Source organism: Streptomyces sp. NPDC055400 (assembly GCF_053644375.1).
Map to the genome: position 1 here is coordinate 210,287 of NZ_JBSHLM010000005.1, position 26,635 is coordinate 236,921.

The following is a 26,635-nucleotide window of genomic DNA, read 5'->3' on the forward strand; positions in this document are numbered from 1 at the left end:
TGGCATCGCGGCGGCCCCCGTGCGACGTTGCTGAACCGCGACCTTCCGGACCGCAACCATGGCTGTTCCCGAGCGGTCCTATCCGTAACTCACAGGAGACCCAGGAGGAACGTCTTGTCCCGTGCGCCCCGTAATCGCCGCCGTCTGTCGCAGGCCCTGATCGCCTGCGGATGCGCGGTGACGCTGCTCGCCGGCTGCGCGGAGGGCGACGCCCGCGAGGACCGCACCGCCGACCCGGCCCCGAGGGTGCCCACGGGCCGGGGTGCGGGCGAGCGCGGGCTCGGGGACTTCGACCGGGACGGCTACGACGACTTCGTGACGTCCCTGACCACGCGGAACAAGTTCAGCCAGCCCACCGGCTACCACCTGCTCGTCCTTCCCGGCTCGGCCAAGGGCCTGGACCCCGGGCGCCGCAGGACCTACCGCGATTTCTTCTACGGTCCGCTGCTGCGCGCCGACCTCAACGGTGACGGCTACACAGACCTGGTCGCGACGCAGACCGACCACCGCGCCAAGGATCCGGCGCCCCGGGACGACCCCGGCACTGCCGTGATCCTGCCCGGCGGCAAGAAGGGCCTCGGCGACCCGGTCCCCGTCAAGGCCGCCGGTCTCGTCATGGCGAGCGCGGCCATCGATGCCGACGGCGACGGGGCCGTCGACCTGGTCTACGCGGGGCACCACCCCAACGGGAACGACACCGAACTGCCTGACCGCCAGGGCCTGGTGGCCTACGGCCCCTTCGGCAAGGACGGCGCTCCCGCCCGCACCGCCGAACTCGAGAACGCGGCGAGCCCCAGCCAGGCGACCAGCGGGGACTTCGACGGTGACGGCTACGGCGATGTCATGTTCACCGACCCCGGCCCGGGCGAGGAGGACGCGGATCCGCCGGTGGACAACGGCCCGTCCGTGACGTACTTCCGCGGCAGCCCCCGCGGGCTGACCCCGGCCCGGCCGCCCAAGAACCTCGGCAACGAGACGTACGACGGAGTCCTGGTGCCGCGCAGCGGTGACGTCGACGGCGACGGGATCGAGGACATTCTCGCGCCCGGCTACCGCGAGGTGGGTGTCGCGGAGGGCCCCGCCTCGGGGCGGCTCACCGTGGCGTACGGGTCGAAGTCGGGTGCAGGAGGGGGGCGGCCGAACGCCGTCTTCGACCAGGAGACACCCGGTGTTCCGGGCGGCTCGCAGGGCAAGGACGGTTTCGGAAGGGGCGCGGGCACCGGCGATGTGAACGGTGACGGGCATCCGGATCTGCTCGTGGACACGCCGGGAGAGGACCAGGGCAACGGCCGCTTCACGTTGCTGCCCGGCGGTCCCGACGGTTCCCCGACGGGCGCGGACGCGACCGCCTTCGACCTCGACACCCCCGGTGTGCCCGGCAGGCACGACCCGTCGGGCGGTGACGGGTTCGCCGCCACGTTCCCGCTCCTCGACGTCAACGGCGACGGCCGCTCCGACGTGGTGGCGAACGCCCCCGGCTATCGGCGCGGCAAGGGCGGCCTCTGGCTCTTCCCGGGAACCCCGGAGGGACTTGGTACGGGCGGACGGATCCAGTTCCTCGATCCGTCCGGCCTCGGGCTCCCGCCGCGCACCGCGTAGGGCTCAGCCGTCCGGGGGCGGACCGTCGGCCCCGGCCACGGCCCTCGCTTCACCCGGCCTCCGGCGCTTCCAGCAGGTCGCGTACCTCCTCGGCGGTCGTCTCCTGAAGATCCTCGCCGAGCAGCAGCCAGCGGGTGATGCCGATCGATTCGAGGAACGGCAGGTCATGGCTGGCGATCAGGAGGGCGCCCTCGTACGATTCCAGCGCGCTCGTCAACTGCCGTACGCTGGCCATGTCCAGGCTGTTGGTCGGCTCATCGAGCATCAGGAGCTGCGGAGCCGGTGCGGCGAGCATCGTCGCCGCGAGTGCCGCACGGAAGCGTTCGCCGCCGGAGAGGGTGCCGGCCGGCTGCTCCGCGCGGGCGCCCTTGAACAGGAACCGCGCGAGCTGTGAACGGATGTGGTTGTCGGTGACGCCCGGGGCCATGCGGGCCACGTTCGCCGCGACGCTCAACTGCTCGTCCAGTACGTCGAGGCGCTGCGGCAGGAACCGCAGCGGGACGAACGTCCTCGCCTCGCCCGACAGCGGTTCCAGCTCACCGGTGAGGGTGCGCAGGAGGGTGGTCTTCCCGGCTCCGTTGCGCCCCACCAGCGCGATGCGCTCGGGGCCGTGGATGTGGAGGCTGCCGTCGCGCAACCTGCCGTGCGGGAGGCTCAGTTCGTCGAGGCTCAGGACCGTACGGCCCGTGGGTACGGCGGTGTGGGGCAGGCTCACGCGGATCTCGGCGTCGTTGCGGATCGCCTCGGCGGCCTCCTCGCGCCGCTCGTGGGCCTCGCCGAGCCGGTCCTCGTGCAGCCCGCGCAGTTTGTCGCCGGACTCCTGCGCGGACCTCTTCTTCTCCCCCGCGACGATTCTCGGGGCCTTGCGCTGGGCGTCCAGCTTCTTGCTGTGCCTGGCGCGGCGGGCCACCTTGATCTGGGTCTCCTCCAGTTCGCGCTTCTGCCGGCGCACGTCGGCCTCGGCGGCCCGCAGCGTCCGCCCGGCCGCCTCCTGCTGGGTGGCGAGCGCCTCCTCGTACGCGGACCAGCCGCCGCCGTACCAGCTCACGGAGCCGGAGCGCAGCTCGGCGATGCGGTCGACCCGTTCGAGGAGTTCGCGGTCGTGGCTGACCACGACGAGGACGCCGGAGCGCCAGGAGTCGACGGCCTCGTAGAGCCTGCGCCGAGCGAAGACGTCGAGGTTGTTGGTCGGCTCGTCCAACAAGAGGATGTCGGGGCGCTCCAGAAGCAGGGCGGCAAGGCGCAGGAGGACGGTCTCGCCGCCGGACAACTGGCCGACGGTGCGGTCGAGTCCGACGTCCGCGAGGCCGAGTGAGCCCAGGGTCGCGAGGGCCCGCTCCTCGACGTCCCAGTCGTCGCCGACCGTGTCGAAGTGCTCCTCGCTCACGTCGCCGTTCTCGATGGCGCGCAGCGCGGCGCGGCGCTCGGCGATACCGAGGGCCTGGTCGACGCGCATCGCGGTGTCGAGGGTGATGTTCTGCGGCAGGTACGCGAGGCTGCCGCCGACGGTCACCGACCCCTGGGTGGGGGTGAGTTGGCCGGCGAGCAGGCGCAGCAGGGTGGACTTGCCGGTGCCGTTCGTGCCGACGAGTCCGGTGCGCCCCCGGCCGATGGCGAGGGAGAGCCCGTCGAGGACAGGGGTGCCGTCCTGCCACTGGAAGGACAGGCCGGAGCAGGTCAGGGAGGCGCTGGGCGCGGTGGGTGTCGCCATGGTGTTTCTCGCATTCGCAAGCGCGGTGGGAGGGGGCTACGTATGCGAGCACCACGCGGCGACCGAGCCGGGAATCCGGAGATCCGAGAACCGGGCAAGGGGGGTGCGGCTGTCCGACAGATCATCGGGGACGGCTCATGCACCGAGGTCGCATCCACGCGGGGTCACGGGCGGCACGGAACGGCCGCTGCGGCGTGACGGACGTACGGCGGCGAAGGCCGTACGGCGCGGTGATCGCGATCCTCAGATGCGCAACGTCCACCTCAATCGGAGACAACAGAGACGCCGAAAACCTTAACGACCGGGTGATCGCAAGGCAAGAGCCCCAGGTCACGGGCCCCCTCCTGCCCGCCGTGCGCCCTGAGCGCCCGACATGCACCAGACGCGGCCGCGTGCAAGTCTGGGAGTGGCCGGAATGCCGTCGGGCACTCGATTCCGGCGCACTCCGGCAGGAGGAACGATCATGAGCAAGAAACAGAGCCGACACAACCGCGGCGCCCGCTCGGGCGGCCACGAGCATGACCGCACCGCCCCCGCCGCCGAGAAGAAGCCGACGCCGCAGCCGGTCAAGAAGGCGACCGACCCCTCCGAGGAGCCCGCACGCCGGATCTCGGAGCACCACTCGCACAAGCCGCCTCGGAAGTTCGGCCACAACTGACGCGCGGGCCGGCCGCGCACACCGTCACGTCCTGCGACACGGGGTCACTGAACGCTGCCCCGCGCCGAACGCTGCCCTGGCGCGCACGAGTGGTGCCCGCCCGCCGCCGGCCGGTCATGATCGCGGCCCTAGAGTGCCCGCATGAGCCGCCTCACTTCGAATGGTGCCACGATCCACTTCGACGACCTGGGCCCGGCGGACGGCGCGCCCGTCGTCCTGATCCACGGCCACCCCTTCAACCGGACCATGTGGCGCCCCCAGACCGCCGCGCTCACCGCCGCCGGATACCGCCTCATCGCCCCTGACCTGCGCGGTTACGGGGACAGCGACACGGTTGCGGGTACCACCCTCTTCCCCGCGTTCGCAGACGACATCGCCGCCCTCCTCGACCACCTGGAGCTCGACCGTGCCGTCGTCGGCGGTGTGTCCATGGGCGGCCAGATCACCATGGAGTTCCAGCGCGGCCACCCGCAGCGCGTGCGGGCCCTGGTCCTCGCCGACACCTCGCCGGTGGCCGAGACCGACGAGGGCAAGGCCTTCCGCAACCGCCTCGCCGACCGGCTCCTCACGGAGGGCATGGACGGTTACGCGGGTGAGGTGATCGACAAGATGCTGGCCGCGTACAACGTCACCGCGATGCCCCAAGTCGCCGCGCACGTACTGGAGATGATGCGGACCACCGACCCGGCGGGCGCCGCCGCGGCCCTGCGCGGGCGCGCCGAACGGGCCGACTACCGCGAGACGTTGGCGGCCACGTCCGCTCCCACGCTCGTCGTGGTGGGCGCGGACGACGTGTACACCCCGCCTGAGGACGCCCGGTCCATCCAGCGGCTGACCCCGCACGCGATCCTCACCGTCGTCGACGGCGCGGGACATCTGCCGAACATGGAACAGCCCGATGCCGTCAACACCGCACTGATCCAGTTCCTCAACTCCCTGCCCGATTAGGGGATTCGCCGAAACAGGTTCTCGTCAGGCTTGTTCGCGGAGAACTCCCGGTTTCGGCCGCCGCGGACGCTTCGGCAGGTGCCGAACTGTCCGCGGCCTAGCGTCTTCGGCGTGCGAAACGACGGGGAGAGGTGCGCGGCGGAGTGACGGTGTGGGAGATGGTCGCCGTTTGTGCGGCCGGGGTGGGCGCCGGAGCCATCAACACCGCGGTGGGCTCCGGGACTCTGATCACGTTCCCGGTTCTGCTCGCCACCGGCCTGCCGCCGGTGACCGCGACCGTCTCGAACGCGCTCGGTCTGATCCCGGGATCCATCAGCGGCGCCATCGGCTACCGCGCCGAACTCGGCGGGCAGCGGCGGCGCATCCTGAAGCTGGGCGCCGGTGCCGTGCTCGGCGGGTTCGGGGGCGCCACGCTTCTGCTCACCCTTCCGGCGGCGGCGTTCGAGACGATCGTGCCGGTCCTCGTCGGTCTCGCTGTCGTCCTGGTCGCGTTCCGGCCGCTGATCAGCGGCCGGGTGCGGCGCCGGCGCGAGCGGTCCGGCGCGCGCCCGCGCGGCGACGTGGGGCCACTCCTGTTCACCTCCCTCACGCTCGCCAGCGTCTACGGCGGCTACTTCTCCGCCGCGCAGGGGATCCTCTACGTGGCGCTGATGGGCATGCTTCTGGACGAGCCGCTGCAACGCCTGAACGCCGTCAAGAACGTGCTGGTCGCCCTCGTCAACGCCGTCGCCGCCCTCTTCTTCCTCTTCGTCGCCGACTTCGACTGGACGGCCGTACTGCTCATCGCGGCCGGTTCCGCACTCGGCGGTCAGCTCGGCGCGAAGGCAGGCCGGCGCCTCAGCCCCGGCGTCCTGCGCGCCCTCGTCGTGACGGTGGGGACGTTCGCGGTCGTCCAGCTGCTGCTCCGGTGACCGAGGCGCTCACCCCGCCAAGGCGCCCCCACCGGGTTCGAACACCGTGAACTGCGCACCCTGGGCGTCCCGCAGCGTGGCCCAGCGCCCCGCCTCGTCCTGCCACTCGCCCGTCACGGCACCGTCGTGCTTGACGGCCGCACGGGCGCACTCGGCGACGTCGTCCACGGTGAACTGGACCTCCCAGTGCGGCCGGACGTCGGGATCGGGGGCCGCCTCGACGGCACCGGAGGTGATCCGGGCCATGGCCAGGCCGCCGCAGACCAGGACGACCTCTTCGTTCTCGTAGCGGACGTCGCAGCCGCCGGGCCCGGTCCAGCCGAGGACCTCGCCGTAGAAGATGGCGGCGTCGAAGGCGTTCCTGGTCACGAGCCGGAGCCCGACCTGCGCCTCGGGGTGCCATCCGCTCCAGTCCCGTTCGAGGCGCCCGGACCAGATCCCGAAGGCGGCGCCGCTGCTGTCGGACACCAGTGCGGCGCGGCCCAGCGGGAAGGGGATCGGGCCCACGCCCACGGTGCCGCCGCGTTCGCGGACCCGGCTCGCCGTATCGTCCGGGTCACCGACGGCGAAGTACGGCAGCCAGGCCGTGGCCACGCCGAGGGTGGACGCCACCGCGCCGATGCCCGCCACCGGTCTGCCGCCCGCCATCGCGACGGCGAACCGGTCGCCGAGGCGGCCCGGGCGGAATTCCCAGCCGAGCACGGCCTCGTAGAACGCGCTGGTGGCGGCCAGGTCGTGCGCCGCGAGGCTCACCCAGCAAGGGGCCCCGGGGACGGCGCCGCTCGGCGGGCCGTCCTCGTCACCGGCCTCGGTGGCCAGTCTGTCGGTCATCGTGCACCATCCCTGAATCACGGCCTGCGCCCATTGCAGCAAGAACGGCCTCGTGCGGCCATCGCCCAGTGGGGCGACACGCACACCTGCCGGAAGCCGCCGGGCGAGAGGCCATCAAGCCAGGGGCGCCTCGGAACGCCCAGCGTAGAATCAGGATAAAAGGTGCCGAACGGGCACGCTGTGGGTGTGCCGGGTCGGCGTCGTGGTTTCGGGGCGGGTGGTGCCCCGGTCCCGCCGGAAGGAGTCCACGATGACGACCGGGCAGGCAGTCGATTCCGAGCGGAAGGAAGAGTTCGCCGGGCGCATGGTCCAGGTGCTCAATGACGCGTGTCTGGGCTATCTGTGCAGCCTCGGCCATCGGTCGGGGCTTTTCGACGCGATGGCACCTCTTCCGCCGTCGACCAGCGTCCAGATCGCCAAGGCCGCGGATCTCGACGAGCGGTACGTACGGGAGTGGCTCGGCGGCCTGACCGTCGCCGGTGTCGTCGAATACCGGCCGGCCGACGGCACGTACTGGCTCCCGCCCGAGCACGCCGCCTCTCTCACCCGGGCAGCCGGGCCGGAGAACATGGCCTCGCTCCTCCAGGACCTCGCGCTCCTCGGCATCGTCGAGGACGAGGTTCTCGACTCCTTCCGCAAGGGCGGCGGGGTCCCCTACTCCTCGTATCCGCGGTTTCAGGAGCTCCAGGCCGAGGAGTCGGGGCGTGTCTACGAGGTGGCCCTGGTCGACACGATCATCCCGCTGGCGGCGGGCCTGCCGGAGCGGCTGAGCGCCGGGATCGACGCGCTGGACATCGGGACCGGGCAGGGCCGTGCGGTGAATCTGCTGGCCCAGGCGTTCCCCAAGAGCCGGTTCCGCGGGGTCGACATCTCCCGGAAGGGCATCGCGGCGGCCCGCGCCGAGGCGGAGCGGCTCGGCCTCGACAACGTCCGGTTCGACGTGGTCGACACCGTCGATCTGAGCGGTACGTACGACCTCGTCACGGCGTTCGACGTGATCCACGACCTGGCCCGCCCGGCGCGCACCCTGGACGCGGTGGCCGCCGCGCTGCGCGACGACGGTGTGTTCCTCATGGGCGACATCTCCGCCTCCAGCAATCTGGAGGAGAACATCGACCATCCCCTCGGCCCCGCCCTGTACACCTTCTCGGTCTTCTACTGCATGACCGTGTCGCTGGGCGAGGGCGGCGCGGGGCTCGGCGCGGTGTGGGGGAGGCAGCGGGCGCTGCAGATGCTCGCCGACGCCGGGTTCGGCGACATCGACGTGGAGCAGGTCGAGGGCGACATCCTCAACGTGTACTACGTGGCCCGCAAGTGACGGCCGCCGGTTGCCGGGTCATTCGCCGGCCTGGGCGCGGCGGACCAGGCGTGTGTGCGTGGCCGCCGGGGAGCTGACGAGCTCCACGACCTCGTAGCCCGCGACGCCGTCGCCGAGGTTGTCGAGCAGGCGCTCTCCCCTGCCGACGAGGAGCGGCACGATGGCCAGGTGCAGTTCGTCGACGAGACCGGCGCGCAGGTACTGCTGGATCGTGGCCGGGCCCCCGCCGATGCGCACGTCCTTGCCGTCCGCCGCCTCGTAAGCCCTGGCGAGGACCGTCTCGATGGGCTCGTCGGTGAAGTGGAAGTCCGTTCCGCCCTTCATCGACACCGACGGACGCGGGTGGTGCGTGTGCACGAACACCGGGTGGTGGAACGGCGGGTTGTCGCCCCACCAGCCGGTCCACGCCTCGTTCTCCCACGGTCCGCGATACGGGCCGAACATGTTGCGGCCCATGATCGTGGCGCCGATGTTGTCCTCGCTTCGGGCGACGAACTCGACGTCGACGCCCTGCTTGCCGTCGGCGTGGTCCTTCATCGCGGCGAACATCCAGTCGTGCAGGCCGTCGTCGATCCCGTCGCCGAAGGGCGCGTCCATGCGCTGGTCGGTACCGGCGGCGAACCCGTCGAGCGAGACAGTGACGTTGTGTACGCGGAGCCTGGGCATGACGTCTCCTTGGTGGTGACGGTAGCGGGTCCGTTCCCGCTCTCACCCCTGCGTCGAACGGTGCGGGGCCGGATCGACAGCCCGTCCCGATTTTCTTCCAGGAATCCCGTCACCGCAGCGCGCACGGGGCGGGCGGCCCCTCAGGCGTCGGGGAGCCCGGCCAGCCACTCGATGAGGATGCCGTTGACGTCGTCGCCGCGCTCCTGCTGGATCCAGTGACCGCAGCCGTCGAGGATGTGCGACGAGCGCAGACCAGGCAGGGTTGTGGGGTAGGCGTCGATGGCATCGGACAGCCACGTGGTGGACGCGTCCATGGCGCCGCCGATGAACAGGGAGGGCTGGGTGGCGGGGGCGCCTCGGTGGGCGGCGAGTTCCTCCCAGTCGCGGTCCATGTTCCGGTAGCGGTTGAGCGCTCCGGTCAGTCCCGTACGCTCGAACTCCCCTGCATACACGTCGAGTTCGTCCTCGTCGAGCCAGGCGGGGAGCCGGTCGACGGGGAAGCGTTCGCGCATCGTGCCACCCCGGGCGACGAAGTGCGGGTCGGGTGCGCCGGGCGCGGCCATCGTGTCGGCCGACAGCGCGGCGAAGATGCCCGCGAGCCAGCCGCGCACGTCCGGCTCGATCTCCGCCTCGGCCCTCCCGGGCTCCTGGAAGTACGAGACGTAGAACTCCTCGTCTGCGCCCATGCCCGCGAAGATGTCGCTGGGCCGCGGCCCGCCGGGCGGGGTGTAGGGGACGCTCAGCAGCGCGACCGCGCGGAAGACCTCCGGCCTGAGCAGGGCCGAGTGGGCGGCGATGTTCGCGCCCCAGTCGTGCCCGACGAGCACCGCGGACCGCTCGCCGAGGGCGTGCACGACGGCGACGTTGTCGTCCACCAGGTCGAGCATTCCGTACGCGGCCGGGTCGGCGGGCTTCGATGAGCGGCCGTAGCCGCGTACGTCGAGCGCGACGGCCCGGTATCCGGCCGCCGCGAGCGCCGGCAGCTGGCGGCGCCATGAGTACGAGCTCTCGGGGAACCCGTGCACGAGCAGGACCAGCGGCCCGGTGCCCTGCTCCACGAGGTGGATCCGGCCCGCGGGCCCGTCGACCAGTCGGTGTGTGGTGTGCCCGGCCTGCTGCGACATGCGACCTCCTGTGGATACCGTGCGGCCACGCCGGGTGCGACTGGCGGTGGCGGCCCTGACGCCGATCTTGCAACGGGCCGTGGCGCGCCACCGAACCTTCTTGCCGTTCCGGCAAAGAATCCGCTCGGCCGAGGCGATCTGCCGGCGTGCGTTCGGCTCAGTCGCCCGCGCCGCCGATCATGTCCACCAGTTCCGCCAGCGCGGTGGCGGCTTCGGGCAGGCCCGGCGTAGGCGTCACCGGTTCGTCCAGGTACACGTCCCGCCGGAGTTCGATCATGAGTGCGCTGACCCTCTGGTCCTTGCCGTAGTGCCGCAGCGGCACGTACGTCCCGGCGAACGGGGTGTCGAGGGCGATGTCCCCGAGCGCGCCGAAGGCGGCGCGCGCCTGCGCGAGCAGGGCGTCGGGGGTGTGGAAGGGGTCGGTGCCCAGGCACACGTGCGGGCGCGGGCCCGCGCCGTGGAGTTCGTAGGGCAGGGCCCGGCTCGGGTACGAGTGCACGTCGACGATCACCACGCGCCCGGCGGCGGCGAGCCGGTCCTCGACGGCGTCCGTCATCGCGGCGGCGTAGGTGTGGAAGTAGGTGTCGAGGAGCTCGGGACCGTCGGCGGGAGGTTCGGGCCTGAGAACCTCACGGTGGGTGGTTCGGGTGTACACCGCGCCCATGCCGACCGCGCTCATCTCCTCGCGCTCGTCGGGAAAGCGTTCGGGGTCCACGACGAGGCGGGAGAGTTCGTTGACGAAGCGCCAGGGCGTCATCGCCGCGTCACGCGCGGCCAGTTCGGCGATGTCCCGTGTATGAGCGTCCGTGATCTGGTCCAACTCCCGTTCCAGGGAGACGTCGTCGAGCACGATGCCCTTCCGGACGTGCGCCGGCACGGCACGCGAGCCGTGCGGCACGTGGAGGAGGACGGGCGAGGCCGCGCTCCCGGGAATCAGCCGGTACGACGGCCGGGTGTCCTGTACTGACCTGTCCGTGGTGTGCATGTCCCCACTCTCCCCCGCCCGACGGCCCTCGCAGGCCGGGCTACCCAGTCGCGGGCCGCCATGACGGGGAGCGGCCCAGGAACGCGAGGATCTCGTCGAGCGGGGAGTCGCCGTCGGCCGCGACCGCCGGCGCGAAGGCCGCGCGAGGGCCGAGGCGCGCCTCGCCTCCGGGCACCACCCGCGCCACGGCGAGCGCCGCATCAAGGAGTTCGGGGTCGAACGTCACCGTGTGCCCCAGGGCCCGGGCCACGTCCCAGGAGTGCACGACATAGTCGACGAGGTGGAAGCTGACGGCCTGCGCTCCCGGGAACGGTCCGCCGTCGCGGATCTCCGGGAGCGGGAACGCCCGCTCCGTCACCCCGTCGGCGGCGAAGGCCTCCAAGACGTGCTGGGCAGCCGCGCGGTACGCCCCGACGGGGTCGTCCCCCAGGGGACGCGGCCGCCACACCGCGATGTCCGCCTCCGCGCGCGAGGCCGCGGCGAATCCGTAGTGCTGCGCGGCCATGTGACCGAGCAGGTCACGCAGCGTCCACCCGGCGCACGGCGTCGGCCTGACCAGGTCTCCGGCCGTCGCCCGCGCCACCACGTCGACGCTCGTACGCACCGCTTCCGCGTCGAGCGCGACCAGATCCTTATTCGTAGGCATGTGCTTATGATCTGCTGACGCCTATCACATGTCAACGTCTATCATCGGCGCGTGATGGCCAAGAACGGCGGACGGCGCGACCTCGCCGCGATGCTGCAGCCCCTGGTGCGTTCCCTCATCGCCGCCGAGCTGCCGGTGCTCGCGTCGCACGGGATCTCGATGTGGGGATACGTCGTGCTCAGCGCCCTGGACGACGGCCCGGTCCGCACGCAGGCCGCGCTCGCGGCGGCCATCGGCGCCGACAAGACCCGGATCATCTCCACGCTGGACACGTTGCAGGAGAACGGGCTGATCTCCCGCACCCCGGACCCGCACGACCGCCGGGTCCGGCTCCTGTCCATCACCGACGACGGCCGGCGCGTGCGCAGGTCCGCGCAGGCCGACATCCACGCGCACGAGGACCACCTCCTGGCCCGGCTCCCCGCGGCCGACCGCCGTGTCTTCCTCGACTCGGTCCACGCCCTGACCCCGGATGCGGACACGCCCTAGTCGGCCCCTGCCCCCAGGTGTCCGAGCACCGAGCGCACCGCCCGTTCCACCGCGTCGCGTGACGCGTCGGTGGGGTCGGTCGTCTCGAAGCCGTGGTGTCCGAGCGGCACGTCGATCACCTCGACCGCGGCGCCGCAGTCCGCTGCCGCGGACACGAACTCCTCGACCGTCACCGCGATTTCAGGGCGTTCGAGCCCCACCCTCGTCAGCACGATCGGCAACTGCCCCGCACCACGGACCGCCGCCGCCGGGCGGAACCGGCTGTCGCTGAGCCCCCAGCCCGGCAGCGGCGCGAGGATCGGGTACGAGGCCGCCACGCACCGAAGCCACGGGGGCGGCGCCGCGAGCCAGTCGGCCGACAGGAGCCCGCCGGCGGACACGAACCACAGCGCGACGCGGGCGCCGTCGACCCGTGGATCGGCCCGCGCGAAATCGATCGCCCCGGCGATGTCGTCGGCGGCCCGCCCGTACGCGGTCAGTTCGTGGAGCCGGTGGTCCACGGTCACGCCGACGGCGCCCAGGCTCGCCACGTACTGGGCGTAGCCGACGAAGGCGGGCCAGTCACGCGGTGTCGGGCGGGCGCCGGCCGGAACCGGCCCGCCGTGCACGAAGACCACGGCGGGCCGGGGGCCGTCGGCATCGGGCAGATGCAGATCGACACGGCCCGACCGCTCCCGGGGCCGCTCCTTGACGTCCATGAGGAACGGCCGTAGATGCGCGGGCTGTTCGCGCCCGGTGACGGACACGTGGTGCCCCTCCCCCGCGGCGGCCCGGAGCAGGACGTCCACGAGCTCGCGGGGAGCGGAGAGCATCGGCCAGTGCCCGGTGTCGAGTTCGAAGAAGGTGACCCCCTCGTCGGCGAGGGCCTGGAACGCGGGATCGCCCATGGCCACCATCGCCTCGACCACGGCGATTCTCGACCCGTTGGCCGTGCACAGGACACCGGTCGTCGGCAGCCCGGCGCCCGCGCCGGACAGACGCAGCGGCTGGGTGAGTGTGGCCAGGGGCTGGGGAGCGGCCTGTTCGGTCAGGCGTTCCAGCGCTTCGGCCGTGAGGCCGGCGACGCTGCCCCAGCGCTGCCACTCCGCCACCACCGGCGGGGGCAGCGCCCCGGAGCCGCTTTCCCGGGACAGGGTCAGCACGCGCTCGCGGACCGTCTGGTCGGGCACCAACTTGAGGGCCGGGTCTCCGTCCTGGGGGATGCCGACGTCCACCTGGACGATCCTGGCGATCCGTTCCGGCCGCCGGTGCGCGGCGCCGCGCACCGGGTGAATGCCGTAGCAGTGGCCGACGAGGACCACGTCCTGCGCCTCGACCCGGTCGATCAGCCGCACCAGTTCCTCGATGTGCGTCTCCAGATCCACACCCGGCCCCGCCGGACGACCGCCGCCGTCCATGCCCGTGAGCGTCACTTCGTACGCCCGCTCCCCCGCGTCCCTCAGCCCGGCGGCCACTTCCCGCCATACCCATCCGCCGGTGTGGGCCCCCGCCACCAGGATGAATGCCGTCATGCCCGTCTCCTCCCACGCCATCGTCCACGAACCCGGCCGCACCGGCCGTCCACGCTCGCCGGTACCGTAGGAACTCCCCCTGAGGGAGGTTCAAGCCGTGTCCGCCGACAGCATGTGGTCCATCGGGGAGCTCGCCGAACGCGCGGGCGCCACCGTCAAGACCGTCCGCTTCTACTCGGACCGCGGTCTGCTGCCCGAAGCGCCCCGCAGTACGGGCGGCCATCGCCGGTACGGACCCGAGGCGCTCGACCGGCTCCGCGTCATCCGCTCCCTGCGCGCCCTCGACCTGTCGCTGCCGGACGTGAGCCGCGTGCTGGATGAAGAGGGCGCGCTGGACGGCGCTCTCGAGGATGTCGTCGCGGGGCAGTTGCGGGACATCGGCTCCCAACTGGCCGCGCTGCGCTGGCGGGAGGCCGCACTTCAGCTGCTCCAGGACTGCACGCCCGCCGAGCGTACCGAGCGGCTGCTTCTCGTCGGCGCGATGTCGGCCCCGCCCAGTACGGCGGCACCGGCCCGGTTCTGGCGCCGGTGGCTGCCGCTCCGGATGCCCGCCCGAGTCGTCTCCGCCGTCCTCGAACAGGCCGTACCACAGCCTCCGGAGGACCCGACTCCGGCCCACGTCCTGGCCTTCGCCCGGCTGCACGCGTTCACCTCCCGCTCGTGCGAGGGCGGCGACCGCGGCCAGCCGGCGGCGCACCGGACCGACGAGGGGTTCCGCCCCGGGGTGCTCTACGAGGGGCTCAGCGAGGCCCACGCTCTGACATCGCCGCACCTGCGCGACCAGCGGTCACCGCACGAGGGAGAGGCCCTGGACTGCTTCGTCTCCGCCCACGCGGCCTCACGGGGCGTACGCGACACCCCCGCGTTCCGCCGCGCGCTCAGCCGTGTGCTGGCCGCCGATCCGCGTATCGACCACTACTGGCAGCTCGTCGCCGAACTGACCGGTCCTTCGCGGCCGACGCCCGGCGCCGCCCACGACTGGCTCTGCGCCGCGCTCGACGCCCAGGTCGCACGTCAGGGCACGTAAGGGGAGGGCAGTCATCGGCGGTTAATCGCTTGGGCCGGCGGCGCCCGCTTCCGTATCTTGGCGCGACGGCAGACGCGCCATGTGGCTCTACGCGAAAGGCTTCCATGTGCCCTCGTAAGTTGCGCCCCGAAGAGGCGGACATCGACGCCTCGTTGGTGCGCCGGCTCGTCGACGCGCAGTTCCCCGAGTGGGCCGGGCTGCCGCTCACCGAGGTCGTCTCGGCGGGCACGTCCAACGCCATGTACCGCCTCGGCGAGGACATGGCCGTGCGGCTCCCCCGCCTTGCCGGCTCCGCGCAGGACGTGGACAAGGAGTACCGGTGGCTGCCCCTGCTCGCCGGAGCGCTCCCCTTCGCCGTCCCCACGCCCCTGGGCAAGGGCACTCCCGGCGAGGGCTACCCGTGGCCGTGGTCCGTGTACCGCTGGCTCGACGGCGCCAACCCCGCCCCGGACCGCACCCCCGAACCGGCCCTGCTGGCCCAGGACTTGGCGGAGTTCGTCTCCGTACTCCAGCGTGTCGACCCCACCGGCGGCCCGGCTTCCTACCGCAGCGAGCCGCTGGCGGAGCGGGACGAGGTGACGCGTGCGGCGATCCGTGAGCTGCGGGCGGAGCTGGACGGTGATGCGGCGGCCGCCGTCTGGGAGTCGGCCCTGCGGGCGCAGGGGTGGGCCGGGCCCGCCGTGTGGATCCACGCGGATCTGCAGCCCGGGAACGTGCTCGTCGCGGACGGGCGGCTCAGCGCCGTCATCGACTTCGGCTGTCTGGGCCTTGGTGACCCGGCGGTCGACCTCATCGCGGCCTGGTATCTGCTGCCCGCCGGTGCGCGCGAGGTCTTCCGGACCGGCTCGGGCTCGGACGACGACGCCTGGGCACGGGGCCGCGGCTGGGCCCTGTCGGTCGCCCTCCTGGAGCTCCGGTACTACCGGGAGAGCAACCCGGTGATGGCCTCCATCGCCCGCCATGTCATCGCGGAACTTCTCACCGACGACACGGCGGCGGCCTGACGATCCGTCCTGCCCACGCACCTAGGGGATGTCCGCAGCCGCGCGCAACCACTCGTCGAGGCAGGCGAAGTCCGCCTCCGTGAGGCCCCGTCGAGGGTCTACGCGATGCAGCAGGGCGCGTTCCGGGTGATGGGCGAAGACCCAGGCGCGGTCGACGTCAGTGATCTCGTCGTCGACCCATGCGAAGGGACGGCCCTGCGCCTGGCCGACCAGGGCGCGGGTCTTCCAGTGCAGGCCGCGCACGCCGTGCCCTTCATCGCGCGCGTCCCGATCCGGCGGGTCGGGCCAGTCCACCACCGGCAGCGGCGGCAGCCCGAGGAGCGGGGCGACGCAGTCGTTCGCCTCGTCCATCCAGGTCGTCGCCCAGACGAGCTCGCACGGGAGCGCCGCGAGCCGGGGGCCGTACTCGGGGTTGATCCTGGCCAGCAGGGGGTTCAGGTCGGCGCCCAGCGGGTCGGGGCATCCCGGCCGGCTCATCGGATACGTCGGGTAGCACTCCGGCGGCCCGCCGAACGGAATCAGCGGCCCGTCAATGTCGAGGAAGAGCAGCGGAAGGTGCTCGGATCCGGTCACTTCAGCACCGTAGCGACTCGGGCACCACGCCCGCGGCCACGCCGCTAGTGTGACGGGCATGACTGGGGACACGGGGCCTGCGGACAGCCACGAACTGGCGGGCGGCATGGTGAACGCGGGCGCGGTCTTCCGGCGGGGCGACGTGGTCGAGCGGCCGGCGCCGCCGAATGTCCGGGCGCTCCACGCCTACCTCGCGGCGCTGAGGCTTCAGGGATTCGACGCGGCTCCGGTGCCGCTCGGCGTTCGTGCCGACGGGCGTGAGCAGTTGGGGTTCATCCCCGGCTACGTGGCCGTGCCGCCGTTTCCGCGGTGGGCCATGTCGCGGACCGCGCTCCGGTCTGTCGGGATCCTGCTGAGGCGCCTGCACGAGGCGAGTGCGCGCGTCGCGGTGGACGTATCCGCCGGCTGGGCCGGGGAACTGGCCGATCCCGAGGGCGGAACGATGCTGTGCCACAACGATGTGTGTCTGGAGAACGTCGTCTTCCGGGACGGCCGCGCCGTGGCCCTGATCGACTTCGACCAGGCGGCCCCGGGGCGCCCGGTCTGGGATGTCGCGATGACCGCCGGCTACTGGGTCCCGATGCGGGACCCCGAGTCCACGGCCCCGTTCTATCCGGTACCTGACCCCTCTCACGCGTGGGACGCCCCGGGCCGGCTGCGGCTCCTCGCGGACAGTTACGGGCTCTCGCCGCGGGAGCGCGCCGAATTGCCGGAGGTCGTCGAACAGGCCGCCGCGGTATGCCGGGCGTTCGTCGCCCGGCGCGTGGCCGACGGGGACCCCGTCTACGTACAGGCGCTGCGCGACCGCGGCGGCTGGGAGCGCTGGGACCGGATTCAGTCGTGGCTCAGCGCCGGGCGCGAGGCGTTCACGGCGGCCCTGCTCGCCTGACCCGGTGCCGGGCGCGAGGCGTTCACGGCGGCTCTGCTCAGCTCACCTCGCGCGCGTCCCGCGCCCCCTTCCGCCCCGCGTGAGGTGTCCGAAACCAGTGATTCATCAAGCGGGTGGTGAATAGGGCTGGTTGGCGGGGTGAAGAATGCGCAACCATGTGCACATGACCGCGGCCCATCGCGCCATGACCCAGCTGGAGTCCTGGCCGAACCTGGTAAGTGGCTCTCCCCGGTGCGCCGTTGGGCGCGCCTTCGGGACAGCAGGGTGCGACATCGTGCATTTCCATGCCAACGATGCGGCGGACCTGTACCTCACCCGGACGGCGGTCGAACGCCTCCTTCCGCTGTTGCGCGACAGCACCGCGATCCGGGTGCGCCCCGGCGCCGCGTGGATCACTGTGCTGCTCGACTGCGACGACGACGTGGCGCTCCTGCTGACGCTCATCAGCATGGCGCTCAAGGAACACGAAGCGTTCGGAGTGCCGGAGGAGGAGTGCGCCGGGCCCCGCACCGCGCGTGCGGCTGCGCCCTGTGACTGGGAACCACGTGCGATCCCTTCGCCGCGCGCCCCCGGCCCGGCGGCACCTTCCGGCCCCGCTCACCACGGACGCGTCCACGACGCGTGGAAGGCCGTCGGACGGATGCTGCCGCACGGCCACTGACGAGAGCGACGCCGGTGTGCGCGGGCTGAAATCCGCAACAGGCACTCAGCCACTGACGTCGAACGCCGGTCAGGCGCCCCCGCCCGTCACGCGCCCCCGCCCACCACGGCCTCCGCGCCCCGCGCCGCCCCCGTGCTGTCGCGCTCGATCAGGCGCGGCAGCGGCACCTGGACCGTCCGCGACGGGCCGCCGTCCAGGAGTGCCGTCAGTTCCTGGGCCGCGGTGCGGCCGAACTGGACCGTGTCGCGGGACAGTGCCGACAGCCAGGGCTTGACCATGCGGCAGAGCGGGGAGTCCTCCCAGGCCACCACCGAGACGTCGCCGGGGACCGAGTAACCCAGCTCACCGGCGGCGGCGACCCCGGCGACGGCCATCACGTCGTTGTCGTAGACGAGCGCGGTCGGGGGTGTGTCGCCCTCCATGACGCGGCGCGTGACCGCGGCGCCCTCGGCGTCCGAGTAGTCCGTGGTCACGGAGCGCACCTCGGTCAGGCCGCGGCGCTCGGCCTCGGCGCGCAGGGTGCGGATGCGCCGCTCGGTGTGCGCGAGGCCCGGCAGGCCTGCGATGTGGACGATGCGGCGGTGCCCGAGCGCGTACAGCTCGTCGACGACCGACGCCATCGCGCCGGCGTCGTCCGCCCACACCGTCGACATGCCGCGGTGCTCCGCGTCGGGCGCTCCGCCGATCACCACGGCGGGCAACCCGAGTTCGTCGAGGAGTGCGGGGCGCGGGTCGGCCGTGCGGGGGTCGACGACGAGCACGCCGTCCACCCGGTGCTCGGCCCACCAGCGCCGGTAGACGGCGCACTCCGCCTCGACGTCCTCCACCACCTGGAACAGCAGGCCGAGGTGACGCTCCGCCAGGATTTCCTGGATGCCGGAGATGAGCTGGAGGAAGAACGAGTCCACGCCCAGCGTGTCCGCCGGGCGTGCCACGACCAGGCCGACCGTGGCCGCGCCTTCGCCGGACAGGGCGCGGGCCGCCGTGCTGGGCCGCCAGCCGAGCTGCTCGGCCACCCGCCGCACCCGGTCGCGGGTCACCTCGGAGACCCCTGGCCGGTCGTTGAGCGCGAAGGACACGGCGCTCTCCGAGACACCCGCCCTGAGCGCGATGTCCTTCATGGTCGGTCGGCGCGCGGGAGACCGCTTGGCTGGCACAGCTGCCCCTTTCCCGTGGAACCCCGGTGGGTTGCCCCGACCAGCCTAGCGCATGCCGTCAGACACTAATGCGCTTGAGTTCAAGAGCCTAAAGCGCATTAGTCTCGCATCGCAAAAGGTCTACTCCACTGCCCTGACCTGGTGTTCTTCCAGATGACTGCCGACAGTTTCAGAGAATGCATTGACTTTTTCCGTGATCGCAATGCAGGGTCTGCACGGCAACATTCGATGCCGCCGCAAAGGAGCCGTGTCACCGTGCCCATCTCTCGCAGAGCACTAGCCGCTGCCGCCGCCATCGCTGTCGTCCTGCCGCTGAGCGCGTGCGGTTCCGGGGGTGACGACAGCGGCTCGACGGACGCCTCGGGCAAGATCGAGGGCAGCATCACGTTCCAGACGTGGAACCTCAGGGCCAACTTCAAGCCGTACTTCGACGGCCTGGTCAAGGACTTCGAGAAGAAGTACCCCGGCACGCACGTGAAGTGGATCGACCAGCCGGGCGAGGGCTACGCCGACAAGATCAGCGCGGATGCCGCCGGCGGCACGCTGCCCGACGTCGTCAACGTCTCCCCCGACCTCGTCGCCCCGCTCGCGAAGGCCGGCCTCGCGCTCGACCTCGACAAGGCGGCGCCGAAGTACGAGAAGGAGTACCTGCCGGGGGCCTGGGCGAGCCACCAGATACCGGGCATGGACGGCACGTACGCCTTCCCCTGGTACCTCAACACCGGGCCGCTGTTCTACAACAAGAGCCTGTTCAAGAAGGCCGGACTAGACGCCTCGCAGCCCCCGAAGACGTACGACGCGCTCTTCGACGACGCGCTTCAGCTCGCGAAGAAGAGCAAGGGCAAGGTGGCCACGCTCGCCAACGTCCCCACCATCGAGGACTTCGGCCGCTACGGCGCTCCGCTCATGAACAAGGAGGGCACCGGCTTCGCGTTCAACGACGCCAAGGGTGTCGAACTCCTCACGAAGTACAAGGAGTTGTACGACGCGAAGGCGCTCGACCCGCAGGCCCTGACCGCGACCCCCGAGTCGACCGGCAAGAAGTTCCTGACCGGGGCCGTGGCGATGAACCCGGGCAGCGCGCTCGACCTGTCGAAGTTCAAGAAGGAGGCGCCCAGCCTCTACAAGAACATCGGGATCACGGACCAGATCACCAGCACCGGCAAGGTGAACATGTACGTGATGGGCGTGATGGTGAATTCGCGCTCCAAGCAGAAGCCCGCGGCCGTGGCCTTCGCGCACTACGTCACCGACGCGCGGCACCAGATGGAGTTCGCCAAGAAGGTCGCCATATTCCCGAGCACCGCGGGCTCCCTGGACGACCCGTACTTCACGCAGCAGGACGGCTCGGACGAGACGCGGGTGCGGATCGCCGCGGCGGACTCGCTGAAGTCCGCGGTCAACTACACGCCGGTCCTGTTCAGCGAGCAGATGAAGACCGAGCTGCGGAACTCCGTCGCCAAGGCCCTCCAGGGCAAGGAGAGCCCCAAGACCGCTCTTGACAACGCTGTCAAGGCCTGCGACCGGCTGCTCCAGCAGCAGGGCTGAGCCCCGGAGCCGTACATCATGACGAGTCCTCTTCCGACCGTGAAAGCCGCCGCCAAGACTTCGGCGAACGCACATGTGACGTCACCCTCGAAGTCCTCGGGCGAGCGGCCGGTCTCCCGCGTCCGGCGCCATCTGCCCACCAGCCCCTGGCTGTTCGCCGCTCCCGGGCTGCTGGTCGTCGCCGCCTTCATCCTGTATCCGTTCGTCTCCACCCTGGTCAGCTCCTTCACCGACCGGCGGACGCTGATCCCCGGTGAGTTCGTGGGCCTGGCCAACTTCCGGGACCTGCTGCACGACGACATGTTCTGGACGGGGCTGCGCAACAGCGTCCTGTACATGGTCGGGGTCGTCCCCGCCCTCGTACTCCTTCCGCTGCTGCTCGCCCTCCTCGTCCAGAAGAACATCCCGGGCATCACCTTCTTCCGGTCGGCCTTCTACACGCCGGTGGTCGCGTCCATCGTCGTGGTCGGCCTGATCTGGGTGTGGATGCTGGACGAGCGCGGGCTGGTGAACTCCCTGCTCGAAGCGGTGGGGATCGGCAAGATCGGCTTTCTCAGCGACCAGTGGCTGCTACTGCTGAGCGCCATGGCCGTCACGGTCTGGAAGGGCCTCGGCTACTACATGATCATTTACCTGGCGGCGCTGGCCAACGTGCCGCGCGAACTGCATGAGGCCGCCTCGGTGGACGGTGCGGGCGCGGTGCGCCACTTCTTCACCGTCACCGTGCCCGCCGTGCGCTCCACCATGGTCCTGGTCGCCGCGCTCTCCTCGGTCGCCGCCTTCAAGGTGTTCTCCGAGGTCTATCTGATGGGGGGGCCGAACGGTGGCCCCGCGGGCGAGGACACCACACTCGTGATGCTCGTACAGCGTACCGGCACGGGCCTGACCGGCCGTGTCGGCTACGCCTCGGCGATCTCCGTCGTCGTCTTCGTCGTCACCGTCGCGCTGATGCTGCTCGTGCTCCGCGCCGACCGGAAGGAGGACGCGTGAACGTCACCGAGGACGTCCGCGCCACAACAGCCGGGGATCCGGGGCCCGTTCGGCGCCGGCGTGCACCGCGCGTCACCGACGAGAACGGCCGGCGTATCCGCGTCTGGGAGCTCGTACTGCGCTACGCGCTGCTGCTCGCCGTGCTCGCGATCACCGTCGGGCCCTTCCTCTGGCAGCTGTCCACCTCCCTCAAGGGAACGCACGAGGACATCTTCAGCTCCCCGCCGAAGTTCCTGCCGGGCGATCCCACTCTCCACAACTACGAGCGCGTCGCCGACACCATCCCCGTCTGGGACTATGCCTTCAACTCCCTGAAGGTTGCCACCGCCAACGTGGTCACCAACTGCCTCGGCTCCGCTCTCGCGGGCTACGCGCTAGCCCGGCTGCGCTACCGCGGCCGGAAGATCGCCACCCTCGTGTTCATCCTCGCGATGCTGGTGCCCGTCGAGAGCATCGTCATCGCGCAGTTCACGACGATGCGCGAACTCGGCCTCAACAACACGCTCGTCGGCGTGGTCCTGCCGGGCTGCATCGCCGCCATGAACGTCCTGCTGATGCGCAACGCGTTCCTCAATCTGCCGTACGAGATCGAGGAGGCGGCTTTCGTCGACGGGGCGAACTCCTGGCAGCGGTTCCTGCGGATCGCGCTGCCGTCCGTGAAGGGGACCCTCGCGGTCGTCGCGATCTTCGCGTTCATGGGCGCCTGGGACGACTTCCTGTGGCCGCTCATCGTGCTCAGCGACCCGGCGAAGTTCACCCTCACCATCGGCCTGAACTATCTGCACGGCACCTTCGCCAACGACGAGCGGATCGTCGCGGCCGGCACGATCATCGCCGTCGCGCCGCTGATCATCCTCTTCGCCTGCCTCCAGCGGTACTTCTTCCGCGGGGTCGGCGAGGGAGCTGTCAAGGGCTGACCCCTCCCCCGTGACCGAGGCCCTGCCGTACCGAAGAACCAGGACTCCGCATGACTTCTGCCGCGCGCTTCGGCGTCAACTACACCCCCAGCCAGGGGTGGTTCCACCACTGGCTCGACTTCGACCTCGACGCCGTGCGCGCCGATCTGGACTCGATCGCCGCGCTGGGCCTCGACCACATCCGGGTGTTCCCGCTGTGGCCGTACTTCCAGCCCAACCGCACGCTGATCCGTCCGCGCGCCGTCGAGCAGCTCGTCCAGCTTGCCGACGCGGCGGCCGAGCGCGGGCTCGACGTGAACGTGGACGGCCTGCAAGGGCATCTGTCGAGCTTCGACTTCCTGCCCGCGTGGACGCAGACGTGGCACCGGCGGAACCTCTTCACCGACCCAGATGTGGTCGAGGGCCAGGAGGCGTATCTGCGCACGCTCGCCGGGGCGCTCGCCGACCGGCCCAACTTCATCGGCATGACGATCGGCAACGAGGTCAACCAGTTCGCGGCGGGCCCGCACCCCGACCCGGACCGCATCACACCTCAGCAGGCGGGGAGCTGGCTGCGTCGTGTGCTCGCCGCGTGCGAGCAGGGCGCGCCGGGGCGGACCCATCTGCACGCCTCGTACGACGCCGCCTGGTACCAGGACGACCAGCCGTTCACGCCCGCGCACTCCGCACGGCTCGGCGCGCTCACCGCGGTGCATTCGTGGGTGTTCAACGGTACGGCGCAACGCCACGGCCGCACCGGGACGGCCACCGAGCACCATGCCGCGTACCTCGTCGAGCTGTCCAAGGCCTGGGCCGGCGATCCGCACCGGCCCGTCTGGCTGCAGGAGGTCGGCGCGCCCGCGCCGCTCGTCCCGGCCGAGCACGCGGCACACTTCACCGAGGCCACCGTCGAGAACGCGCTCGACTGCCCGGACCTGTGGGGCGTGACGTGGTGGTGCTCGCACGACGTCAGCCGTGATCTCGCCGATTTTCCCGAACTCGAGTACAGCCTCGGCCTGTTGACGAGCGAGCGGCAGCCGAAACCCGCGGCGAAGGCCCTTGCCCGCATCGTCGCGGACCGGCGCGCCCATCCCCGTACACCCGCGCCGCGCACCACCGCGCTCGTCGTCGACGCCGGTGACGACGAGACCGCCCCGAACCGCTCGGTGTGTGCCCCCGGCGGCGCCGTCTTCGAGGCGTTCGCCCGGCTCACGGCCGACGGGGCCCGGCCCACCACGGTCCTCGCCGGCCGCGCCGACGACAAAGAGCATCTGGTGGCGCGCGGCATCACCGAAGTGGTCACACCGGACCACGTCACACGGACCGTCGGCACGGCTCCGTAACCGTCGAACCCGATGCGGACCGCACGATTCGAGGTGCGCCGCGTCGGGGAGTTGTACAGCGTCCCGCCCGCCCCCGCCTGGTGAACACCCGCACCTCGGACCTTACGGAGTACCCCTCATGCATGACGACCGCACCCTGGTCGAAGCCCGTCTCAAGCGCGTCCTCGACGAGCGCATCCGACCCGCCGTGTACCCCGAGTCCGTGCCACTGGAGGTCGCGGTGTGGAACGCGCCGGGTGAGCCGGTGCCGGTCGAAGAAGGGCTCGCGGCGACGCCCGAGCCGATCGCGGTGGGCTCGCGCTGGGGCGCTCCGTGGGCCACCTGCTGGTTCCGCGTCACCGGGACGGTGCCCGAGGCCTGGGCGGGCCGGACCGTCGAGGCGGTCCTCGACCTCGGCTTCGACGAGAACATGCCCGGCTTCCAGTGCGAGGGCCTGGTCTACCGCCCGGACGGCACTCCGGTGAAGGGCCTCAACCCGCGCAACCAGTGGGTGCGCGTCGGCGCCCCTGTCGAGGGCGGCGAGGAGGTCCGCCTGCACATCGAGGCGGCGTCCAACCCGGTCATCCTCGACTACCACCCCTTCCTGCCTACGCAGTTGGGCGACAAGGAGACCGCGGGCAGCGAGCCGCAGTACACGCTGGCGCGGATGGATCTCGCGGTCCTCGACGAGACCGTGTGGCAGCTCGTCATGGATCTCGAGGTGCTCGGCGAGCTGATGGCCGAGCTGCCGGTGGAGTCCGCGCGGCGCTACGACATCCTGCGCGCCGTGGAGCGCGCACTCGACGCGGTCGATCTCCAGGACGTGAACGGTACGGCGGCCGCCGCCCGCGAGCGGCTGACGGGCGTCCTGGCCGCGCCCGCCGTACCGTCGGCACACCGCATCAGCGCCGTCGGCCACGCGCACATCGACTCGGCGTGGCTGTGGCCGCTGCGCGAGACAGTGCGCAAGGTGGCGCGGACGACGTCCAACATGACGGCGCTCCTGGAGGACGAGCCCGACTTCGTCTTCGCCATGTCGCAGGCCCAGCAGTGGGCGTGGGTCAAGGAGCACCGGCCCGAGGTGTGGGCGCGGGTGAAGAAGGCGGTCGCCGACGGGCGGTTCGTGCCGGCGGGCGGCATGTGGGTGGAGTCGGACACCAACATGCCGGGCTCGGAGGCGATGGCCCGTCAGTTCGTGCACGGCAAGCGGTTCTTCCTCGACGAGTTCGGGATCGAGAACGACGAGGCGTGGCTGCCCGACACGTTCGGATTCGCCGCGGGCCTTCCGCAGATCATCAAGGCCGCGGGCTCCAAGTGGCTGCTCACGCAGAAGATTTCGTGGTCGCAGACCAACAAGTTCCCCCACCACACGTTCCAGTGGGAGGGGATCGACGGCACCCGGATCTTCACGCACTTCCCGCCGGTGGACACGTACAACTGCTCCATGAAGGGCAGCGAGATCGCCCACGCGGCGAAGAACTTCAAGGACAAGGGCGTCGCCAGGCACTCGCTCGCGCCGACCGGCTGGGGTGACGGGGGCGGCGGCACGACGCGCGAGATGGTCGCGAAGGCGGCCCGCCTCCGTGACCTCGAAGGGTCCGCGCAGGTGGTGTGGGAGACGCCGGAGGAGTTCTTCAAGAAGGCGGAGGCGGAGTACCCGAACCCGCCGGTCTGGGTCGGCGAGCTCTACCTCGAACTCCACCGCGCCACACTCACCAGCCAGGCCGGGACGAAGCAGGGCAACCGACGCAGCGAGCACCTGCTGCGCGAGGCCGAGCTGTGGGCCGCGACGGCTGCGGTGCGGGCCGGATTCCCTTACCCGTACGAGGAGTTGGACCGGATCTGGAAGACGGTGCTGCTGCACCAGTTCCATGACATCCTGCCCGGCTCGTCGATCGCCTGGGTGCACCGCGAGGCGCGCAGGACATACGAGCGGGTCGCCGAGGAGCTGAACGGCATCATCGGCGCGGCGCAACGCGCCCTGGCCGGTGAGGGCTCGGGGACGCTGGTCTTCAACGCGGCGCCGCACACCCGCGACGGCGTGCCCGCGGGCGGCGCCCGTACCCCGGTCATCGAGGGCGAGGCCGCGATCGCCTCGCGCGCGGCGGGCGGATTCGTCCTGGACAACGGGCTGTTGAGGGTGGAGATCGACGACCAGGGCTTGGTCGTGTCCGCGTACGACCTCGTCGCGGGTCGCGAGACCGTGGCGCCGGGCCGCGCCGCGAACCTGCTCCAGATCCACCCGGACTTCCCGAACATGTGGGACGCGTGGGACGTCGACGAGTTCTACCGCAACACCGTCACGGATCTGGTGGACGCCGACGAGGTGGCTCCCGGCGAGGGTGCGTCGGTGCGGATCGTGCGCACCTTCGGCGACTCGCGCGTCACCCAGGTCCTCTCGCTGGCAGCCGGTGAGCGGCGGCTCGGCATCGACACGGAGGTCGACTGGCACGAGACGGAGAAGTTCCTGAAGCTGGCGTTCCCGCTGGACATCCACGCCGAGCGGTACGCGTCCGAGACGCAGTTCGGGCACTTCTTCCGGCCCACGCACACCAACACCAGTTGGGAGGCGGCCAAGTTCGAGGCGTGCAACCACCGGTTCGTGCACGTCGAGGAGCCCGGCTGGGGCGTCTCGCTCGTCAACGACTCGACGTACGGCCATGACGTGACGCGGACCGTACGGGACAGCGACTCGGGCACGACGACCACCGTCCGTGTCTCGCTGCTGCGGGCGCCGCGCTTCCCCGACCCCGAGACCGACCAGGGTGTGCACCGCTTCCGGCACGCGCTGGTGCCGGGCGCGGCGATCGGGGACGCGGTCCGCGAGGGATACCGGATCAACCTGCCGGAGCGGCACGTGACCGGCTCCGGCGAGGTCGCTCCGCTGGTGGACGTGGACCAGGACGCGGTCGTCGTGACGGCGGTCAAGCTGGCCGACGACGGCAGCGGCGACGTGGTGGTCCGCTTCCACGAGTCCCGCGGCGGCCGGGTGCGCGCCACGCTCACGGCGGGCTTCGAGGTGACGGCCGCGGCGGCGACGGACCTCCTGGAGCGTCCGCTCGCCGACGCGGGTGACCCGGAGCGCGACGGCGACCGGATCACCCTGTCGCTGCGCCCCTTCGAGCTGGTGACGCTGCGCCTGAAGCGGGCCTGAGCCGGCGTTGTCGTCCG

The 26,635-nt window shown here is 71.4% G+C and carries 24 protein-coding genes; 15 read left to right on the forward strand and 9 right to left on the reverse strand.

From position 1 onward, the window contains the following. The first annotated feature begins 114 nt into the window (after positions 1 to 114). On the forward strand, positions 115 to 1,599 hold the full coding sequence (locus tag ACWIGU_RS15130; protein ID WP_454400955.1) for an FG-GAP repeat protein: 1,485 nt from the start codon (positions 115 to 117) through the stop codon (positions 1,597 to 1,599). A gap of 49 nt (positions 1,600 to 1,648) precedes the next feature. Here ACWIGU_RS15130 and ACWIGU_RS15135 read toward each other — a convergent pair whose 3' ends face one another. Beyond that, positions 1,649 to 3,310: an ABC-F family ATP-binding cassette domain-containing protein gene (locus tag ACWIGU_RS15135; protein ID WP_454400957.1), complete on the reverse strand. Its 1,662-nt coding sequence runs from the start codon at positions 3,308 to 3,310 to the stop codon at positions 1,649 to 1,651. Positions 3,311 to 3,773: 463 nt separating this feature from the next. Between ACWIGU_RS15135 and ACWIGU_RS15140 the strand changes: the two genes are divergently transcribed. The 3 genes from ACWIGU_RS15140 to ACWIGU_RS15150 all read left to right on the forward strand — a co-directional run bounded on the left by ACWIGU_RS15140 (position 3,774) and on the right by ACWIGU_RS15150 (position 5,827). Then, positions 3,774 to 3,968, forward strand: a complete 195-nt coding sequence (locus ACWIGU_RS15140) for a hypothetical protein (protein WP_454400959.1) — start codon at positions 3,774 to 3,776, stop codon at positions 3,966 to 3,968. 141 nt (positions 3,969 to 4,109) lie between these two features. After that, positions 4,110 to 4,916, forward strand: coding sequence for an alpha/beta fold hydrolase (locus ACWIGU_RS15145; protein ID WP_454400961.1), 807 nt, complete (start codon positions 4,110 to 4,112; stop codon positions 4,914 to 4,916). A gap of 143 nt (positions 4,917 to 5,059) precedes the next feature. Continuing rightward, complete coding sequence (locus ACWIGU_RS15150) at positions 5,060 to 5,827, forward strand: sulfite exporter TauE/SafE family protein (protein WP_454400963.1); 768 nt, start codon at positions 5,060 to 5,062, stop codon at positions 5,825 to 5,827. 9 nt (positions 5,828 to 5,836) lie between these two features. On the opposite strand, the gene ACWIGU_RS15155 is transcribed toward ACWIGU_RS15150, so the two are convergent. Then, complete coding sequence (locus ACWIGU_RS15155; RefSeq protein ID WP_454400964.1) at positions 5,837 to 6,658, reverse strand: VOC family protein; 822 nt, start codon at positions 6,656 to 6,658, stop codon at positions 5,837 to 5,839. A 250-nt stretch (positions 6,659 to 6,908) separates the two neighbouring features. On the opposite strand from ACWIGU_RS15155, the gene ACWIGU_RS15160 reads away from it, so the two are divergent. Next, on the forward strand, positions 6,909 to 7,976 hold the full coding sequence (locus tag ACWIGU_RS15160) for a class I SAM-dependent methyltransferase (protein ID WP_454400966.1): 1,068 nt from the start codon (positions 6,909 to 6,911) through the stop codon (positions 7,974 to 7,976). An 18-nt stretch (positions 7,977 to 7,994) separates the two neighbouring features. Here ACWIGU_RS15160 and ACWIGU_RS15165 read toward each other — a convergent pair whose 3' ends face one another. From ACWIGU_RS15165 to ACWIGU_RS15180, 4 genes are all read right to left on the reverse strand, one after another. Beyond that, the gene (locus ACWIGU_RS15165; protein WP_454400968.1) at positions 7,995 to 8,642 is read right to left on the reverse strand and encodes a dihydrofolate reductase family protein; all 648 of its coding nucleotides are present in this window, start codon (positions 8,640 to 8,642) and stop codon (positions 7,995 to 7,997) included. A 140-nt stretch (positions 8,643 to 8,782) separates the two neighbouring features. Then, on the reverse strand, positions 8,783 to 9,766 hold the full coding sequence (locus ACWIGU_RS15170) for an alpha/beta fold hydrolase (protein ID WP_454400970.1): 984 nt from the start codon (positions 9,764 to 9,766) through the stop codon (positions 8,783 to 8,785). A 157-nt stretch (positions 9,767 to 9,923) separates the two neighbouring features. Then, complete coding sequence (locus ACWIGU_RS15175; protein ID WP_454400972.1) at positions 9,924 to 10,751, reverse strand: N-formylglutamate amidohydrolase; 828 nt, start codon at positions 10,749 to 10,751, stop codon at positions 9,924 to 9,926. A gap of 40 nt (positions 10,752 to 10,791) precedes the next feature. Next, positions 10,792 to 11,397, reverse strand: coding sequence for a TIGR03086 family metal-binding protein (locus tag ACWIGU_RS15180; protein WP_454400974.1), 606 nt, complete (start codon positions 11,395 to 11,397; stop codon positions 10,792 to 10,794). A gap of 54 nt (positions 11,398 to 11,451) precedes the next feature. Here ACWIGU_RS15180 and ACWIGU_RS15185 point away from each other — a divergent pair, with 54 nt between their 5' ends. Further along, positions 11,452 to 11,886 carry a MarR family winged helix-turn-helix transcriptional regulator gene (locus tag ACWIGU_RS15185; protein WP_454401591.1) on the forward strand — a complete coding sequence of 145 codons (435 nt, stop codon included), beginning with the start codon at positions 11,452 to 11,454 and terminating at the stop codon, positions 11,884 to 11,886. Here the strand turns inward: ACWIGU_RS15185 and ACWIGU_RS15190 are convergent. Continuing rightward, complete coding sequence (locus ACWIGU_RS15190) at positions 11,883 to 13,397, reverse strand: alpha/beta hydrolase (RefSeq protein ID WP_454400976.1); 1,515 nt, start codon at positions 13,395 to 13,397, stop codon at positions 11,883 to 11,885. The genes ACWIGU_RS15185 and ACWIGU_RS15190 overlap by 4 nt on opposite strands. A 112-nt stretch (positions 13,398 to 13,509) precedes the next feature. On the opposite strand from ACWIGU_RS15190, the gene ACWIGU_RS15195 reads away from it, so the two are divergent. Both ACWIGU_RS15195 and ACWIGU_RS15200 read left to right on the forward strand, forming a co-directional pair. Next, positions 13,510 to 14,424, forward strand: a complete 915-nt coding sequence (locus tag ACWIGU_RS15195; RefSeq protein WP_454401593.1) for a helix-turn-helix domain-containing protein — start codon at positions 13,510 to 13,512, stop codon at positions 14,422 to 14,424. Positions 14,425 to 14,528: 104 nt separating this feature from the next. Further along, positions 14,529 to 15,428: an aminoglycoside phosphotransferase family protein gene (locus tag ACWIGU_RS15200; protein WP_454400978.1), complete on the forward strand. Its 900-nt coding sequence runs from the start codon at positions 14,529 to 14,531 to the stop codon at positions 15,426 to 15,428. Positions 15,429 to 15,449: 21 nt separating this feature from the next. Here ACWIGU_RS15200 and ACWIGU_RS15205 read toward each other — a convergent pair whose 3' ends face one another. After that, entirely contained in the window at positions 15,450 to 16,001 is a 552-nt protein-coding gene (locus ACWIGU_RS15205) for an HAD domain-containing protein (protein WP_454400980.1), read from the reverse strand. Positions 16,002 to 16,059: 58 nt separating this feature from the next. On the opposite strand from ACWIGU_RS15205, the gene ACWIGU_RS15210 reads away from it, so the two are divergent. Together ACWIGU_RS15210 and ACWIGU_RS15215 are read left to right on the forward strand one after the other, a co-directional pair. Next, a complete protein-coding gene (locus ACWIGU_RS15210) occupies positions 16,060 to 16,890 on the forward strand; it encodes a phosphotransferase (protein ID WP_454400982.1) in 831 nt (276 codons plus the stop codon). Positions 16,891 to 17,164: 274 nt separating this feature from the next. Next, positions 17,165 to 17,551 carry a luciferase domain-containing protein gene (locus ACWIGU_RS15215; RefSeq protein ID WP_454400984.1) on the forward strand — a complete coding sequence of 129 codons (387 nt, stop codon included), beginning with the start codon at positions 17,165 to 17,167 and terminating at the stop codon, positions 17,549 to 17,551. An 86-nt stretch (positions 17,552 to 17,637) separates the two neighbouring features. On the opposite strand, the gene ACWIGU_RS15220 is transcribed toward ACWIGU_RS15215, so the two are convergent. After that, a complete protein-coding gene (locus ACWIGU_RS15220) occupies positions 17,638 to 18,708 on the reverse strand; it encodes a LacI family DNA-binding transcriptional regulator (RefSeq protein WP_454400985.1) in 1,071 nt (356 codons plus the stop codon). 255 nt (positions 18,709 to 18,963) lie between these two features. On the opposite strand from ACWIGU_RS15220, the gene ACWIGU_RS15225 reads away from it, so the two are divergent. The 5 genes from ACWIGU_RS15225 to ACWIGU_RS15245 all read left to right on the forward strand — a co-directional run bounded on the left by ACWIGU_RS15225 (position 18,964) and on the right by ACWIGU_RS15245 (position 26,618). Then, positions 18,964 to 20,256: an ABC transporter substrate-binding protein gene (locus ACWIGU_RS15225; RefSeq protein ID WP_454400987.1), complete on the forward strand. Its 1,293-nt coding sequence runs from the start codon at positions 18,964 to 18,966 to the stop codon at positions 20,254 to 20,256. A gap of 18 nt (positions 20,257 to 20,274) precedes the next feature. After that, complete coding sequence (locus ACWIGU_RS15230; RefSeq protein ID WP_454400989.1) at positions 20,275 to 21,246, forward strand: carbohydrate ABC transporter permease; 972 nt, start codon at positions 20,275 to 20,277, stop codon at positions 21,244 to 21,246. Then, the gene (locus tag ACWIGU_RS15235; protein WP_454400991.1) at positions 21,243 to 22,163 is read left to right on the forward strand and encodes a carbohydrate ABC transporter permease; all 921 of its coding nucleotides are present in this window, start codon (positions 21,243 to 21,245) and stop codon (positions 22,161 to 22,163) included. The genes ACWIGU_RS15230 and ACWIGU_RS15235 overlap by 4 nt, the downstream gene beginning before the upstream one ends. A 50-nt stretch (positions 22,164 to 22,213) precedes the next feature. Beyond that, positions 22,214 to 23,485, forward strand: coding sequence for a glycoside hydrolase 5 family protein (locus tag ACWIGU_RS15240; RefSeq protein WP_454400993.1), 1,272 nt, complete (start codon positions 22,214 to 22,216; stop codon positions 23,483 to 23,485). A gap of 118 nt (positions 23,486 to 23,603) precedes the next feature. After that, entirely contained in the window at positions 23,604 to 26,618 is a 3,015-nt protein-coding gene (locus ACWIGU_RS15245; RefSeq protein ID WP_454400995.1) for an alpha-mannosidase, read from the forward strand. Positions 26,619 to 26,635: the final 17 nt, after the last annotated feature.

Coding starts and splice junctions, on each gene's coding strand:
- ACWIGU_RS15230 (WP_454400989.1), top strand. CDS start 20,275: ATGACGAGTCCTCTTCCGACCGTGAAAGCCGCCGCCAAGACTTCGGCG.
- ACWIGU_RS15240 (WP_454400993.1), top strand. CDS start 22,214: ATGACTTCTGCCGCGCGCTTCGGCGTCAACTACACCCCCAGCCAGGGG.
- ACWIGU_RS15140 (WP_454400959.1), top strand. CDS start 3,774: ATGAGCAAGAAACAGAGCCGACACAACCGCGGCGCCCGCTCGGGCGGC.
- ACWIGU_RS15210 (WP_454400982.1), top strand. CDS start 16,060: ATGACTGGGGACACGGGGCCTGCGGACAGCCACGAACTGGCGGGCGGC.
- ACWIGU_RS15170 (WP_454400970.1), bottom strand. CDS start 9,766: ATGTCGCAGCAGGCCGGGCACACCACACACCGACTGGTCGACGGGCCC.
- ACWIGU_RS15185 (WP_454401591.1), top strand. CDS start 11,452: ATGGCCAAGAACGGCGGACGGCGCGACCTCGCCGCGATGCTGCAGCCC.
- ACWIGU_RS15200 (WP_454400978.1), top strand. CDS start 14,529: ATGTGCCCTCGTAAGTTGCGCCCCGAAGAGGCGGACATCGACGCCTCG.
- ACWIGU_RS15245 (WP_454400995.1), top strand. CDS start 23,604: ATGCATGACGACCGCACCCTGGTCGAAGCCCGTCTCAAGCGCGTCCTC.
- ACWIGU_RS15190 (WP_454400976.1), bottom strand. CDS start 13,397: ATGACGGCATTCATCCTGGTGGCGGGGGCCCACACCGGCGGATGGGTA.
- ACWIGU_RS15175 (WP_454400972.1), bottom strand. CDS start 10,751: ATGCACACCACGGACAGGTCAGTACAGGACACCCGGCCGTCGTACCGG.
- ACWIGU_RS15145 (WP_454400961.1), top strand. CDS start 4,110: ATGAGCCGCCTCACTTCGAATGGTGCCACGATCCACTTCGACGACCTG.
- ACWIGU_RS15195 (WP_454401593.1), top strand. CDS start 13,510: ATGTGGTCCATCGGGGAGCTCGCCGAACGCGCGGGCGCCACCGTCAAG.
- ACWIGU_RS15160 (WP_454400966.1), top strand. CDS start 6,909: ATGACGACCGGGCAGGCAGTCGATTCCGAGCGGAAGGAAGAGTTCGCC.
- ACWIGU_RS15155 (WP_454400964.1), bottom strand. CDS start 6,658: ATGACCGACAGACTGGCCACCGAGGCCGGTGACGAGGACGGCCCGCCG.
- ACWIGU_RS15165 (WP_454400968.1), bottom strand. CDS start 8,642: ATGCCCAGGCTCCGCGTACACAACGTCACTGTCTCGCTCGACGGGTTC.
- ACWIGU_RS15135 (WP_454400957.1), bottom strand. CDS start 3,310: ATGGCGACACCCACCGCGCCCAGCGCCTCCCTGACCTGCTCCGGCCTG.
- ACWIGU_RS15180 (WP_454400974.1), bottom strand. CDS start 11,397: ATGCCTACGAATAAGGATCTGGTCGCGCTCGACGCGGAAGCGGTGCGT.